Here is a 13585-nt window from a genome sequence, read left to right as displayed (position 1 = left end):
CGGGCGAGGCAGGTTTGAGCCCCTCCGGCTCCGGCTACCGACAGTGCGGGAGGCGATCACGATGAGCGCACGGCACCGACGTCCACGCACCACGCCGGGCCGCCTGGCCCTTCTCGGCACCGTCCCGCTGGTCGGCGGTGCCGGGCTGGCGGCCGCCCTCGTCGGTGGCGCCGCCGGCACGGACCCGGCCCGGGACGTCACCCCCACCGCCGCGGCCGCCGACGGCACGGCGGTCGACGGCACGGCGGTCGACCCGACCGACGCCGTGGCTGTCCCCGGGCGCGGCGAGATCGTGTTGGACGCCGTCGGCGGGGCCCGCGACGCCGCCACCCGCGCGGGCGACGCACGGACCGCGGACCAGGTCAGCACCGTGGCCGCCGAGCTGCGCGACCAGGCACGGTCCCGGGCCGACGCGGCCCGCGCCGCCGGGGACGCCGAGCTCGCCGCCTACCACCGCGAGGAGGCGGCCCGGCAGGACCGGGTCGCGGACACCTCGCGCCCCGTCGTCCCCGACGACCAGACCGGCGACGACGAGCTCGCCGGCACCTCGCCGCTCTGCCGCGCCGCGGACGTCGTCCGGCTCGGCCCGCTCACCGCGGCCGGTCCGCAGTGCGACGAGGACCCGTGGATCGCCGGCCAGGTCGAGGACGCGATGCGCCGCGGCGGTCTCGACCGCCCCGTCGGCTGACCCGGCCTACGGCTCGAGCACTGTCAGTCCCAGCGCCGCGCAGATCGCGCCCGCCTGGGTGGGGGAGACGATCGCCCCGCGCAGCTCGCGCGGGGTGTCGGGGGTGACCTCGCCGAGATCGCAGCCCCGCAGGTCGGCGCCGTCGAGCCGGGTGGACCGCAGCACCGTGCCGCGCAGCCGGCACCGCTCGAACCGGACGTCGCGCAGGTCGGCGCCGGACAGATCGGCCTCGGAGAGGTCGCAGTCGGCGATCCGCAGCCCGCGCATCGCGACGTCGCGCAGGTCGGCCAGCTGCAGCGAGCAGTCGTCCAGGACGAACGACGCCGTCAGCCCACGCAGCCCGCGCAGGACGGTGCCGATCATCCGGCAGCCGGTGAACCGGGTGTCGCCGAGCGTCGCCCCGGCCAGCCGGGCCCCGGACAGGTCGACCCCGCCGAGCACGGCGTCGGTCAGGTCCGCCTCGCGCAGATCGGCCCCGGCCAGCGACGTCCCGGTGATCCGCGCCCGGTCCAGCCGCACGCCGCGCAGATCGGCTCCGGCGAGCGAACCGCCCCGCAGGACCAGCCCGGCGAGGTCGGTCTCCCGCAGGTCGGTCTCGTCCAGGACGGCCGAGCCGACCTCCACGCCGTCCCGGGCCGCCGCGAGCAGGTCCTCCGCCGTCGTCACCGCCGTCACGGGCGACAGCGTGGCACGGTCAGGATGCGGCGGGTGCGTCCGGGCCCACCGGCAGGCAGCGCACCGGGTTCGCATGGGCCGGGTCGAGCGCGTTGAGCACGTGCTGCAGCGTGACCGGGTCGAATGCGACGGCGACGTGCTCGGCGAGGTCGGTGGGGCAGCCGTCCTGCAGGACGATGTTGTGCGCGCCGTCGAGCAGGCCCGAGGTGTAGGGGACGACCAGCTCGTCGTAGCGGGTGAGGATCATCGTGTAGTCGACGCCGTCGGCGCGGGGCCCGCCGTCGGAGTTCATGCGCTGCAGGAAGTCCGAGCCGCGCAGGAACTGGCGGCAGGACGCGCACAGCGGGTCGAGGACGGTGCCGACCGCCGGGCCGAGGCCGAGCTGCTCACCGGTGCGGTTGAGGAACGCCAGCCCGGCGGTGTTCGTGCCGTCCCAGAGCGGGGTCAGGCCGACGTAGCGCCGGACCTTCTCGGCGCCGCCGAGGAACCGGACGTAGTGGTTCGGCATCAGCGAACCCTCGGAGTGGCCGACGATGTCGACCTTCGCGGCACCGGTGGCCCCGCGCACCCGGTCGACGAACGCGGCGAGCTCGGCGGCGCTGTCCTCCATCGGGGCGAGCCCGCCGACCTGGGTCAGCGGCGGCGGGGCCAGGGGGTTGCGGCCGTAGGTCAGGGAGAACACGCAGTAACCGCGCTGGGCCAGCTGCGGGGCCATGTAGGCCCAGTTGGTCCCCTGGTTGGCCGAGAGGCCGTGGACGAGGACGACCGGCTCCGGGTGCGCCTCCGACGGCCGGCAGCCCCAGTCGTTCGACCCGGGTGGGGAGGGGTCCAGCAGGTCCTGCACCGAGGCGACCTGCTCGGGCTCCGGTGCCGCCGCCTGGGCGGGCGGGACCAGCGCGAGGCCGACCGTGCACACCGCGACCGCGATCGAGACGACCGCCGCCCACCTGCGCCGGTCGTTGCCCTGTCCAGCCACCAGCCGCCTCCTCGGATGCCGTCGTCACGAGGATCAACGACGACGGTCACCGGAGGTTGCGCACCGTCACCGGACAGGGCCGTCCGGGGGAGGGGTGACTACTCCGTCCGATCCTGACCGGCGCTCCCGTCCGGCTCCGTGGACCCGTCGTGCCGGGGGACCTGGTCCTGGCGGGGACGTCCGCCGCGGCGCATGTTCCCGTTGGTGGTCCGCCGGGTCGGGTCGACCAGGCGTTTCCACTTGGCCTGGGCCGCCTGACGGCTCGACAGCTGGGCCTGGACGGCGTCGGCGACCTCCTTCCAGGTCATCCCGCCGGCCCGCAGGGTGCGGATCAGGTCGCGCTCGTAGTAGTCGGCCAGCCGGCGCATCTCCTGCACCAGGGCGTACCAGGCGGCCGCCCCGTCGTGGGTGAGGACGCCGTCGGCCGCCCGCTCCTTCATCCCGTCCAGCTGTTCGGTGATGGACTCCCGCTTCCTCGCGATCGAGGGGTCGGCCCGTTCCAGCCAGCGCTGCGCTTCCTCGTACCTCATGATGTCAATGGTTCATTGACGCGTACGCGCGGTCAACCGTTGCGCGACACCGGCGTGTCGCGGGGGAGCGGGCCACGACGACGACCGCGGTGCCGGCGACCGGGCCACGCGCCGGTGGCACCACGGGGGCCCCGGGGTACGGGTCGTCGCCGGAGGAGGCCCAGGAGGCCCAGGAGGCGCTGGGAGCGCCCTGGACGGCCCTGTGCGGGCCGCCGCGGTGGGGGTGGACCATCCGGCGGCCACACACGACCGGGCCGGTCCAGGGCCCGCTGAACCCCCCGGGTGCGGCCGGACGGGGGCGGACCGGGATGCCCTCCACGGCTGTCGAGACCCGCTCGTGGTCCGGATCCCTGCCGTCGGCGCCGTGGCTTCCTCTACGGTCAATGTTTCATTGACGCCTTCTCGTCGTCATCGAAACAGCGACAACAGACCCGCCAGGACCAGACCAGGCCGGCCCGGGGGAGCGTCCGTCAGGTGAGGGGGAGGCTGAAGCCGTCGTGGGTCCGGAGGAACCCGAGGCGCTCGTAGAACCGATGGGCGTCGGTACGGGACCGGTCGGAGGTGAGCTGGACGAGCGCCGCGCCACGTCGACGGGCCTCGTCGACGGCGTACCGGACCATGGTCGCCCCGAGCCCGTCGCCGCGCCGGCCCGCGGCCACCCGGACGGCCTCGATCCGTGCCCGCAGCGCGCCGCGGCGGGCCAGGCCCGGCAGCAGGCTGAGCTGCAGGGTCCCGACGACCGTGTCGTCGTCGGCGACCAGGAGCAGGTGTCGCGGGTCCGCGTCGAGCTCGGCGAACGCGGCGAGGTAGGGCGCCAGGTCCTCCGGGGTCTCCCGGGTGGCGCCGAGCGGGTCGTCGGCCAGCAGCGCGACGACGGACGGCACGTCACGGGCCGTGGCCCGGCGCAGGACGGGTACGGGCACGGCGGGACCTCTCGGCGCGGGACGGCGGGGGAGCGGGCTCCCCGAGTGTCCCGGAGTGATGTCGTGCGGCCGGGCTGGGAGTCCGCCGGGTCAGCGGTCACCATGAGGGGCATGTCCCTCGACACCCGCGACCGGGCCGACGGCACCACCCCCGCCGCCGCGTCCGCTCCCGCTCCGACCGGCGGCGACCCCGTCACGGTCTCGTTCACCCGTCGCGCCGACCCCGGTCACGCCGCGGAGATGACCGCCTGGATCCGCTCCGGTCTGCTCATGGCCGAGGGGTTCCCCGGCTTCCTCGGCGGCGGCTGGGTCCGCAGCCGCGACGGCTCCGACGAGTGGCACATGCTCGCCCGCTTCGACTCCCCGGAGTCGCTCGGGCGCTGGGAGGCCAGCCCGGAGCGCCGCTGGTGGCTCGGGTCCGCACAGGGCCTGGCGGAGATGACCCGGGCCGAGCGCCGCACCGGGATCGAGGGCTGGTTCGACCAGCCCACCGCGGTGGAGGCCGCCGGCCCGCCCCAGGTCACACCGCCGCGCTGGAAGCAGGCGACGACGATCTGGCTCGTCTTCTTCCCGATGAACCTCCTGGCCACGGTGACCCTCGGCGCGCTGCTCGCGGACTGGCCCGTCGTGCCGCGGCTGGCGGTCACGACGATCGTCCTGACCCCGGTCATGGTGTACGTGATGCTGCCCTGGATCACCCGCGTCCTCGGGTGGTGGCTGCAGGGCAGGCGGTTCCGCGACCGGCACCACGTCCCGGTGGGCTGATCACCCCCGGGGGCTCCCCGGATCACACGGAGCGAGGCCGCTACCGTCGTTCGGTGCTCACCTCCGAAGCGACGGTCGCCGCGCCGGCTCCGGTCGACACGCTCCGCGACCGTCGACGCCTGCGCTGGGCGGGCCGGCTCGGCCTCCTGGCGTTCGTGCTCGCCGTCGCGGTGCCCTTCCTGCCCGTGGTGCAGCACACGACCACGATCGTCTGGCCGTCGGTGACGGACGGCACCGCCGACGTCAACGCGCCGCTGGTCGCGCTGCGCCCGGAGACGATGTCCGTGGTCGTCCCCGCCGACGCGATCCGCAGCCTCGACGACCGCACCGACGGCTCCGCCACGGTGCTGTCGACCGTTCCGCCGGAGTCGCCGGAGGGCGCCCGCTCCGGGATGGTCCTGACCGTCGCCGACGGCCAGCTGGCGCTGGTCGACCGCGGCCAGCAGCTCGCCACGGCGCCGCTGCGGGCCGGCCCGTCGGAGGTCCGGATCACCTCCGACGGCACGTCCACCACGATCGACCTTGGCTCCGGCGCGCAGACCTTCGAGGGCGACCTGCGGCCGCAGGTCGTGGGGATCTACTCCGACCTGGACACCGCGCTCGACCCGACGGCCGGTACCGCGGTCCGGGTCACCCCGGACACCCGCTTCGACACCAGCCCGTCGGTGTGGAAGACCGCGGCCACCGTCGTCGCCGTGGTGGCGCTGCTGGGCTCGCTGCTCGCGCTGGCCGGCGTCGACCGGCACCTGGGCCGCAGCCCGCACCGGGCGGGGCGCGACGCCATCGGCGGTCTCGCCGGGCGGTGGCCGCCGCGGCTGCGCCGCTGGTGGTCCCGTGCGAGGCCCCGGCCGATCGACCTGATCGTCACGGTGGTGCTGGTCGGGTGGGCCGCGATCGGGGGCCAGACCTCCGACGACGGGTTCACCCTCGGCATCGTCCGCGACGTCCCCACCTCGGGCTACGTCGGCAACTACTACCGCTGGTACGACGCCGCGGAGGCGCCGTTCGGCTGGTTCTACGACCTCTACGCGCTGTGGGTGCGGGTCTCGGACTCGCTGCTGTGGCTGCGGCTGCCCTCGGTGCTGATGGGGATCATGGCCTGGTGGCTGGTCTCCCGCGGCCTGCTCCCGCGCCTGGGCCGTCAGGCCCGCCGCTCCCGCGCCGCCACCTGGGCCGCGGGCATGGTGTTCCTGGCGTTCTGGATGGCCTACAACTCCGGGCTGCGGCCCGAGCCGGTCGTCGTCGTGTGCTCGCTGCTGGCGCTGGTCTGCGTCGAGCGGGCGCTGGCCCTGCAGCGGCTGCTCCCGGTCGCGCTCGGCCTGTTCGCGGCGTCGATGGCGGTCGGGGCGAACCCGGCCGGGCTGATCGCGATCGCGCCGTTCATCGCCGGTGTGCGTCCGTTGTGGCACCTGCTCGCGGCCCGCATCCGGGCCGTCGGCGCGGTGCCGGTGCTCGCGCCGCTGCTGGCCTCGGGCACCGCGATCCTGATGATCGCCTGGGCGGACCAGAGCTGGGCCGCGGTGATCGACTCCACCCGGCTGCGGTCCGACATCGGACCGGACTGGCCGTGGTACACCGAGATCGCCCAGCGCTACGCGCCGTTGTTCGAGGGGCTCGCGGACGGGTCCATCGCGCGCCGGTTCCCGATCCTGCTGGTCATCCTCTGCCTGCTGGCGTGCGTGGTCGTGCTGATCCGGCGCAACCGCATCCCGGGCGCCGCGCTCGGGCCGGCCCAGCGCCTGATCGGCAGCACCGTGATCGCGCTGCTGATCTTCGCGCTGACCCCGACGAAGTGGACCCACCACTTCGGCGACCTGGTCGGCCTCGGCTCGGGCATGGTGGCGCTCGCCGCGATCGCCACCGGCTCGGACGTCCTGCGCTCGCTGCGCAACCGGCTCGCGTTCCTGTCCGCGGTGTTCCTGGTGGCGGCGCTGTCCGCGGCCGGGCCGAACCTGTGGTGGTACACGAACAACTGGGGCGTGCCGTGGGCCGGCGAGCAGGTCACCGTCGCCGGCTACGAGCTCTCCACGATCCTGCTGCTCGTCGCGCTGCTGCTCGCCGCGGGCGCCGGTGTCGAGCACCTGCGCGGGATCCGCGAGGAGCGTCATCCCGACCAGCTGGCGGGTGTCGAGCGGGCACTGGGCCGGATCCCGCTGCTGGGCCGCTGGGTCCGGGCCCGGGACTGGCGCCGCGACGCGTCGTCGGCGCTGCGGGCGACACGGCGGCTGCGGCTGACCTCGGCACCGCTGGCGGTGCTGTGCGGACTCCTGGTCACGTTCAACGTGTGGTCGATGGTCTCGGCCATCCAGGACCGCTCCGGGACCTGGACGATGGGCGCCGACGCGCTGTCCCACCCGTTCGGCGGGTCCTGCGGGCTCGCCAGCCAGGTGTTCGCCGAGCGCCGCCCCGTCGACGGCGTGCTGCCCCCCGCCCCGGAACCGACCGGGATGGCCGCTCCGGCCCGCTCCGGGCTGCTCCCGACCGTCGCCCCGCCGCCCCCGCCGGGGGAGCCGACCTCGACCCCGGCACCGCTGCCGCCGGGCGTCGTCCCCGCGAACAGCCCCGACGCCCAGCTGCTCGACCCCAACAGCGGGGGCAGCGGCTTCGTCCGCAACGGCATCCCGCCGACCGGCGGCGGGACCGGGGCCTCCGGGTTCGAGTACGTCCTGTCCGGCGGCCTGGGGAGCGACGCGGCGCCCGCGTTCGGCAGCTACCTGCCCCGCGGCGACCGCAACACCGGCACCCTGCGGACCCCCTGGGTGATGCTGACCGCCGAACAGCGCGCCGGCACCACGCCGCTGGTCGTCACCGCGGCCGGGCGCCTGGGCAACGGGAACCGGCTCACCGTCCAGTACGCGACGCGGCTGTCCGACGGGCGGGTCCGCGTGGTCGAGCAGACCACCCTCGACGACGGCCGGGGGGAGGAGATGCCGTGGCGCGAGCTGCGCTTCGACCTGCCCGACACCGCCCGCGCGGCGACCGAGGTCCGGATGGTCGTGCAGGACAACTCGCTCGGCGCCGACGGGTGGCTCGCCGTCGCACCGCTGCGCGCGCCGCAGCTGGCGCCGCTGTCGCAGGTGGTGGGCGACCAGCCGATGTTCCTGGAGTACCCGGTGTCGCTGGCCAGCCCGTGCCTGCACCCGTTCCGCACCTCGGGCGGGATCGCCGAGGTCCCGGCCTACCGGCTGCAGGCCGACGGCAGCCAGATGCGCGGCGACGGCGAGGGCTGGTCGTCCCCGCAGGCCGGCGGCCCGCTGGGCTGGATCACCGTGATCGGCAAGCAGGCGGAGCTGCCCACCTACCTCGAGGGCGACCCGGGCCGGGACTGGGGCAAGGTGCAGGCGATCCAGCCGTACCGGCCGAACGCGGTCGCGCCGACCCTGGAACGTCGCGACGTGGACCGTTCCGGGCTCTACAGCTCCGGTCCGCTGCCGGCGCCGCCGCCGGGCATCCCGTCACCGAGCCGGTGACGACGGGCCCCGGGCCGGACCGGCCCGGGGAGCGGGGTCAGCCGCTGAACTCGACCGCGGGTGCCGCGGCGGAGGGCTGCCTGCGCTCCGCGGGGGCCTCGTCCCCGGTCTCGCTGTCCGGGACGGCCCGCGCCGCCGGCACGGCCTCGGCGGCGGGCTCGCCGGTGACCGGGCCCTGCGGCGTGTCGCCCGCGGCGTCGCCGTCCCGGGCGCGGCGGTGGGCCTCGACGACCTCGGACGGGATACGGCCCCGCTCGGACAGCGTCCAGCCGTTCTCCCGGGCCCAGGCCCGCACCGCGCGGTTGTGCTCGCGGGTCGCGGCGTCCGAGCCGTCCGCACCGCTGCGCCCGGCCGACGGCGCGGACACGCCCGCGTTGCGTCCGGTGCGCGGGGACCCCGCGGCACGCGCGACCCCGACGAACGGGGCGAGCGCGTCCCGCAGCGCCGCGGCGTTGTCCGCGGTCAGGTCGATCTCGAACCGGCGGCCGTCGAGCCCGAAATCGACGGTCTCGTCGGCGTCGCCGCCGGTGATGTCGTCGACCAGCCGGATCGTCTCGACCTTCGCCACTGCAGTTCCTCCCGGTTCGCCGCCCCGGATTCACCCGGGATCTCCGGAAGCATAACGACGGAGGTCCTCCTAATCGTGGGCGCCCGGCCGGGCGGAACGGCGGAAGTCCCGCGCCCGGACCACACTCGGCCTGGTCGGACGCACCTCACGGAGCGTTCCGATAAGGACGGCGAGGCCGATCAGGACAATGACCAGCAGTACTGCGACGACTGCGCTCACGGTGTTCTCCTCGCCGGTCGGTACGCGGCCACCCGCCGCCGGTGAAAGTGCGATGTACCGACGATAGGAGCGTGCCGAATGGGTCGGCGCGGTATTTGAGCAATTCTTGAGCCGTGCCCGCCGGGGGAGGGTCCAGGATGGAGCACGTGCAGATCGACGTCGACGACCTGTCCGGAGCGCAGATCCGGCGGTTCCTGGCAGGGCACCTCTCCGACATGCGCGCCCAGGGTCCGCCGGAGAGCACACACGCGCTGGACCTCGACGGACTCCGCGGGCCCGGTGTGACCGTCTGGGCCGCCCGCGACGACGACGGCACCCTCCTCGGCTGCGGCGCGCTGAGCGAGCTGGCGGCCGGGTCGGTGCCCGAGCACCCGGCAGCGGAGATCAAGTCCATGCGGACGGCCGAGCGGGCCCGCGGTCGCGGCGTCGGCGCCGCGGTGCTGACCCGGCTGCTCGACGCGGCACGCGGGCGGGGGCACCGGGCGGTGTACCTGGAGACGGGCGCGGGGGAGTACTGGGCCCCGGCGCGGCGGCTCTACGAGCGCTTCGGCTTCGTCGTCTGCCCGCCGTTCGCCGACTACCCGGTCGATCCGCTGAGCGTGCACTACCGACGCCTCGTGTGATCCGGCCATCATGTGATCCCGCTCTCGCCCGGATGCCGCACGTGATCTAGAATGCTCTACGAGCCGTAGAACACGGTGCCGACGCCGGACCGTTCGAGGGTCCTCCCACCCGGGCGTCGGGCCCCACCGCGCCGCCTCAGCGCCGGAGGTCCGTCCCGGGACGCGGGGACGGAAATGAGGCCACGGGGATGACGGTCGAAGCCGGTCTGGTCAACGCCGACCTGCGCCGCAAGCGGTCGGTGGACCTGGCACAGCTGATCCACGAGCAGCACGGGGGACCCGTGACAGCGCTGCGCGAGGGCCTGCTGACCTACCCCTACCCGCACCCGGTGGCCGACTGGCACCGCGCGCGGACCGTCGTCCCGGCGATGCGGGGGACCGGTGAGCTGACGCTGGTGGCCTCGACCGCACCGGACCGGAGCTCCCCGGCGACCGGCGTGGGGATCTGGGAGCTCGCCGTCACCGGGTCGGAGCCGCTGGCGCGCGGCGAGGCCGAGGGGTGGGCGCGCGCACTGTTCGGGTACCGCTGCGCGCCGCTGGTGTACCGGCGCCGGACGGGCGGGCTGTTCCACCGCCCGACCGGCGTCGAGTTCGTCGTCTTCCACGGGGTGCACGGCCCGATGCACCCCTCCGACGTCGAGGAGTACGGCGCGAACGCCTGCGCCTGAGCGCTCAGAGCCGGTAGGACCGCAGCCAGACGGTCTGGGCGGCCCGGCGGAGCGCCGAGAGCACGTCCTCGGGCAGGACCTGGTCGGTGTCGGTCAGGACGTAGCCGAGGTCGCCGCCGGTGGACAGCGACTGCCCGACGACGTTGACGCCGGCGTCGGCCAGCAGCCGGTTGATGTCGGCGAGCACACCGGGGGTGCTGGTGTGCAGGTAGGCGGTCCGGAACACCCCGGGCGGGTTCGGGGCGCCGACGTTGGGCAGGTTCACCGACAGGGGAGTGGCACCGAGCTGCACGAAGTCGAGCATCTTGCGCGAGACGAAGGTGCCGATGCCCTCCTGCGCCTCCTGGGTCGACCCGCCGATGTGCGGGGTCAGGATGACGTTGTCCAGGCCGCGCAGCGGTGAGTCGAACTCGTCGCCCTGGGCCTTGGGCTCGACCGGGAACACGTCGACGGCGGCGCCCGCGAGGTGCCCGGACAGGATGTTGTCCCGCAGGGCGTGCTCGTCGGTGACCATGCCGCGCGAGGCGTTGATGAACATCGAGCGGGGCTTCATCCGGGCGAACTGCTCAGCGCCGAACAGGCCGGCGTTGCCGGGGCGGCCGTCGACGTGGATGGAGACGACGTCGGACTCGGCCAGCAGCGCGTCCAGGCTCGGCATCCGCCGGGCGTTGCCGTGGGCGAGCCGGTCGGCGGTGTCGTAGAACACGACCTGCAGGCCGATGGCCTCGGCCATGTTGGACAGCTGGGTGCCGATGTTGCCGTAGCCGACGATGCCCAGGGTGCGGCCGCGGAACTCGTGCGCGCCCTTGGCGGACTTGTCCCAGACGCCCTCGTGCATCCGCTGGGTCTTCTCGGTCAGCCGCCGCGCCAGCACGACGATCTCACCGATGACCAGCTCGACGACGCTGCGCGTGTTCGAGTACGGCGCGTTGAACACGGCGATGCCGCGCTCGGCGGCCGCGGTGAGGTCGACCTGGTTGGTACCGATGCAGAAGCAGCCGACGGCCAGCAGGTCCTTGGCGGCGTCGAGCACCTCGGCGGTGATCGTGGTGTTGGAGCGGATGCCGAGCAGCTGCACGCCGGCGAGCGCGTCGTGCAGCTCGTCGCCGCTGAGCGACCCGGGCCGGGTCTCGACCTCGAAGCCGTCGCGTCGGAACGCCTCGGCGGCGCCGGGGTGGATGTTTTCGAGCAGCAGGACCTTCACGCGTCCAACCTAGGACGCCGGGAGGTCCCGGAGGCACCGGGGCCGGGTGATCCTTGCGGCATGACGCCGTTCGGGGGTAGGAGGGTCACCCCGGGTGCGCAGGCCCGCACCGCTCGAACTGTCATAACGTGCATTATCGGCTCAACGGATCAGTGCGTCCGTCGCCGTGTGAACCGTTCGTCCCCAGTCCTGCTGCATCAGCTGGTCGAGCAACGCCGTCTCCGCTCCGCCCGGGGCGCGTCGCACGCCGGCGAGCACCGGCTCCGACAGGGCCGGCCGGAGCGGCCGCGTCAGGTGCTCCCAGCCGTCGGGTACCGCGGAGAACGGCACCACCGTGACCCCCAGACCTTCTGCGACGAGTCTGACCGCGGTCGAGATCTGTGAGGCCCGACCGACCGTTCGCGGGGCCGGCCCGTGGTCGGCGAACAGACCGGTCAGGTACTCGTCGAGCTTGCTGGCACGGCGGAAACGCACCCATCCCTCACCCGCGAGGTCGTCGAGGGCGATCGGCTCGGCGCGTCGCAGCAACGGATGGTCCGGGGGCAGCACGGCGACGTAGGACTCCTCACCCAGCTCCCGCACGTCGAACAGGCAACCCGGCGGGATCTCGTGCACCAGGACGATGTCGAGCGTGCCCTGCCGGGCGAGTCGCTCCATCTCCGCCGGGTCGGGTTCCTCGTGGATGGTGACCTGCAGGCGCGGATGCCGGCGACGCAGCTCGCCGAGCGCGCGAGGAAGCTGACGAGCCCCGAACCCCAGATAGACGGCGATCACGAGCTCGCCCGACAGGTCACCGTCGGCAGCCCGGGCGGCGATGAAGGCCCGCCGGGAGGCCGTCGTGGCGACCTCCGCCTCGGCCAGGAACGCCCGCCCCGCCACGGTCGGACTCATGCCCTGCGGGGTGCGCGTGAACAGGCGCACCCCGACCTGCTTCTCCAGGGTGCCGATCTGCTGGGACAGCGACGGTTGCGCCATGCCCAGCCGTTCGGCGGCGGCGGTGATGCTGCCCTCCTCGGCCACGGTCAACGCGTACTCGTACTGCCGCAGGTTCACGCCGCACCACCCCGATAGACACACTCTATGGCAAACATAGTGACAGACTGATTGTGCCTATGTCGATCCGGTGTCACCGTTCGGTCCGTGCCTACTGGTCGATCGAACGGAGAAGGAACGGGAATGCGTCTCGACAACAAGGTCGCCCTCGTCACCGGCGGAGGGGCGGGGCTGGGTCATGCGATCGCCGCGCGATTCGCGGCCGAGGGTGCCCACGTGTTCATCACAGGTCGCCGGAAGGACGTACTCGACGACGCGGCCGCGTCGATCGCCGGCAAGGTCACGGCGGTTCCCGCGGACTCCACGTCGGCAGCCGACCTCGCGGATCTCGCCGAGAACATCCGCGGGCAGGCCGGGCGCCTCGACGTCCTCATCGCCAATGCGGGCATGATCGAGCGAGCCGACCTCGGCGAGGTCACCGAGGACCACTTCGACCGCACCTTCGACATCAACGCGCGCGGGACGATGTTCACCGTCCAGACGATGCTGCCGCTCATGCCGGTCGGCGGGTCGATCGTCCTCGTCGGGTCGGTCCAGAGCACCAAGGGTCTTCCCGGGTCGACGACCTACAGCGCCGCGAAAGCGGCGGTGCGGTCCTACGCGCGCATGTGGGCCGCCGAGTTCGGCGGTCGCGGTCTGCGCGTCAACGTGCTGACCCCGGGACCCTTCGACACCTCCATCATCGACGGACAGGCCGAGTACTTCGGCGAGGACCCCACCGAGCTGCGCGCCCGGATGGCGACGCACGTCCCGCTGGGCCGCCTCGGCCGGCCCGACGAGCTCGCCGGTGCGGCCCTGTTCCTCGCCTCGGAGGACAGCACCTTCATGACCGGCGCCGAACTCTGCGTGGACGGCGGCATGGCCCAGGTCTGATCGGTGTCGTGGCAACGAGGAGCGCGCCGACGGCGACGGTCGCCGGCTCGCGACCGTGCCGCCGTGGCGTGCGCGGGCTCAGTTCCCGCGGCCGGTCGCGTCCTGCAGCTCGTCGATCCGCTTCGAGGCCTCTGCCTTGGTCAGCTTCTCCAGGTCCTCCGGGGCGTCCTGCCCGGCCTGCTGCAGCAGCGTCTCCAGGTAGGAACGCTGCGGACCGGTCATCGGCTCGTCGCCGGTCGTCCAGTCCGCGGGGTCCTTCTCGGCCGTCCCGGGGTCGACGGCGTCGGTGCTGTGGTCGTTGGTCATGGGTCGAACGTATCTTCGACCGGCACTCCCCGCACGTCGAGCCG

General features: G+C 74.0%; 14 protein-coding genes. 6 read left to right on the top strand and 8 right to left on the bottom strand.

Annotated elements, in window-relative coordinates; all coding sequences use genetic code 11:
* Nucleotides 1-61 precede the first annotated feature (61 nt).
* The gene (locus tag ND486_RS02510) at nucleotides 62-688 is read left to right on the top strand and encodes a hypothetical protein (protein WP_251782564.1); all 627 of its coding nucleotides are present in this window, start codon (nucleotides 62-64) and stop codon (nucleotides 686-688) included.
* Between the two features lie 6 nt (nucleotides 689-694).
* Here the strand turns inward: ND486_RS02510 and ND486_RS02505 are convergent, their stop codons facing one another.
* The 4 genes from ND486_RS02505 to ND486_RS02490 all read right to left on the bottom strand — a co-directional run bounded on the left by ND486_RS02505 (nucleotide 695) and on the right by ND486_RS02490 (nucleotide 3792).
* On the bottom strand, nucleotides 695-1363 hold the full coding sequence (locus ND486_RS02505; RefSeq protein ID WP_157818222.1) for a pentapeptide repeat-containing protein: 669 nt from the start codon (nucleotides 1361-1363) through the stop codon (nucleotides 695-697).
* A gap of 19 nt (nucleotides 1364-1382) precedes the next feature.
* On the bottom strand, nucleotides 1383-2339 hold the full coding sequence (locus ND486_RS02500; RefSeq protein WP_251782562.1) for a triacylglycerol lipase: 957 nt from the start codon (nucleotides 2337-2339) through the stop codon (nucleotides 1383-1385).
* Between the two features lie 98 nt (nucleotides 2340-2437).
* On the bottom strand, nucleotides 2438-2869 hold the full coding sequence (locus ND486_RS02495; protein ID WP_251782560.1) for a hypothetical protein: 432 nt from the start codon (nucleotides 2867-2869) through the stop codon (nucleotides 2438-2440).
* A 470-nt stretch (nucleotides 2870-3339) separates the two neighbouring features.
* Nucleotides 3340-3792 carry a GNAT family N-acetyltransferase gene (locus ND486_RS02490; protein ID WP_251782558.1) on the bottom strand — a complete coding sequence of 151 codons (453 nt, stop codon included), beginning with the start codon at nucleotides 3790-3792 and terminating at the stop codon, nucleotides 3340-3342.
* Between the two features lie 111 nt (nucleotides 3793-3903).
* On the opposite strand from ND486_RS02490, the gene ND486_RS02485 reads away from it, so the two are divergent.
* A complete protein-coding gene (locus ND486_RS02485) occupies nucleotides 3904-4557 on the top strand; it encodes an antibiotic biosynthesis monooxygenase (protein WP_251782556.1) in 654 nt (217 codons plus the stop codon).
* A 53-nt stretch (nucleotides 4558-4610) separates the two neighbouring features.
* Nucleotides 4611-8027, top strand: coding sequence for an arabinosyltransferase domain-containing protein (locus tag ND486_RS02480; RefSeq protein WP_251782554.1), 3417 nt, complete (start codon nucleotides 4611-4613; stop codon nucleotides 8025-8027).
* 37 nt (nucleotides 8028-8064) lie between these two features.
* On the opposite strand, the gene ND486_RS02475 is transcribed toward ND486_RS02480, so the two are convergent.
* Nucleotides 8065-8595: an Lsr2 family protein gene (locus ND486_RS02475; RefSeq protein WP_308215794.1), complete on the bottom strand. Its 531-nt coding sequence runs from the start codon at nucleotides 8593-8595 to the stop codon at nucleotides 8065-8067.
* Nucleotides 8596-8951: 356 nt separating this feature from the next.
* On the opposite strand from ND486_RS02475, the gene ND486_RS02470 reads away from it, so the two are divergent.
* Nucleotides 8952-9437, top strand: coding sequence for a GNAT family N-acetyltransferase (locus ND486_RS02470; protein WP_251782552.1), 486 nt, complete (start codon nucleotides 8952-8954; stop codon nucleotides 9435-9437).
* 188 nt (nucleotides 9438-9625) lie between these two features.
* Nucleotides 9626-10105 (top strand): hypothetical protein, encoded by a 480-nt coding sequence (locus ND486_RS02465; protein WP_062395039.1) that lies wholly within the window; start codon nucleotides 9626-9628, stop codon nucleotides 10103-10105.
* 4 nt (nucleotides 10106-10109) lie between these two features.
* Here the strand turns inward: ND486_RS02465 and serA are convergent, their stop codons facing one another.
* Complete coding sequence (serA, locus tag ND486_RS02460) at nucleotides 10110-11309, bottom strand: phosphoglycerate dehydrogenase (protein WP_062395041.1); 1200 nt, start codon at nucleotides 11307-11309, stop codon at nucleotides 10110-10112.
* Between the two features lie 141 nt (nucleotides 11310-11450).
* Nucleotides 11451-12362, bottom strand: coding sequence for a LysR family transcriptional regulator (locus tag ND486_RS02455; protein ID WP_251782550.1), 912 nt, complete (start codon nucleotides 12360-12362; stop codon nucleotides 11451-11453).
* Between the two features lie 123 nt (nucleotides 12363-12485).
* On the opposite strand from ND486_RS02455, the gene ND486_RS02450 reads away from it, so the two are divergent.
* Nucleotides 12486-13235, top strand: coding sequence for an SDR family NAD(P)-dependent oxidoreductase (locus ND486_RS02450; protein WP_251782547.1), 750 nt, complete (start codon nucleotides 12486-12488; stop codon nucleotides 13233-13235).
* A gap of 78 nt (nucleotides 13236-13313) precedes the next feature.
* On the opposite strand, the gene ND486_RS02445 is transcribed toward ND486_RS02450, so the two are convergent.
* On the bottom strand, nucleotides 13314-13541 hold the full coding sequence (locus ND486_RS02445; RefSeq protein ID WP_251782545.1) for a DUF3072 domain-containing protein: 228 nt from the start codon (nucleotides 13539-13541) through the stop codon (nucleotides 13314-13316).
* Nucleotides 13542-13585 lie beyond the last annotated feature (44 nt).

Source organism: Pseudonocardia sp. DR1-2 (assembly GCF_023717215.1).
GTDB lineage: Bacteria > Actinomycetota > Actinomycetes > Mycobacteriales > Pseudonocardiaceae > Pseudonocardia > Pseudonocardia alni.
The sequence above is the reverse complement of the archived record's forward strand: the minus strand, read 5'-3'. Positions and strand labels throughout refer to the sequence as shown.

What these genes read in the sequence shown, in the direction of transcription:
- ND486_RS02510 (WP_251782564.1), top strand. Translation starts at nt 62, where the DNA reads ATGAGCGCACGGCACCGACGTCCACGCACCACGCCGGGCCGCCTGGCC.
- ND486_RS02495 (WP_251782560.1), bottom strand. Translation starts at nt 2,869, where the DNA reads ATGAGGTACGAGGAAGCGCAGCGCTGGCTGGAACGGGCCGACCCCTCG.
- ND486_RS02485 (WP_251782556.1), top strand. Translation starts at nt 3,904, where the DNA reads ATGTCCCTCGACACCCGCGACCGGGCCGACGGCACCACCCCCGCCGCC.
- ND486_RS02470 (WP_251782552.1), top strand. Translation starts at nt 8,952, where the DNA reads ATGGAGCACGTGCAGATCGACGTCGACGACCTGTCCGGAGCGCAGATC.
- ND486_RS02465 (WP_062395039.1), top strand. Translation starts at nt 9,626, where the DNA reads ATGACGGTCGAAGCCGGTCTGGTCAACGCCGACCTGCGCCGCAAGCGG.
- ND486_RS02450 (WP_251782547.1), top strand. Translation starts at nt 12,486, where the DNA reads ATGCGTCTCGACAACAAGGTCGCCCTCGTCACCGGCGGAGGGGCGGGG.
- ND486_RS02445 (WP_251782545.1), bottom strand. Translation starts at nt 13,541, where the DNA reads ATGACCAACGACCACAGCACCGACGCCGTCGACCCCGGGACGGCCGAG.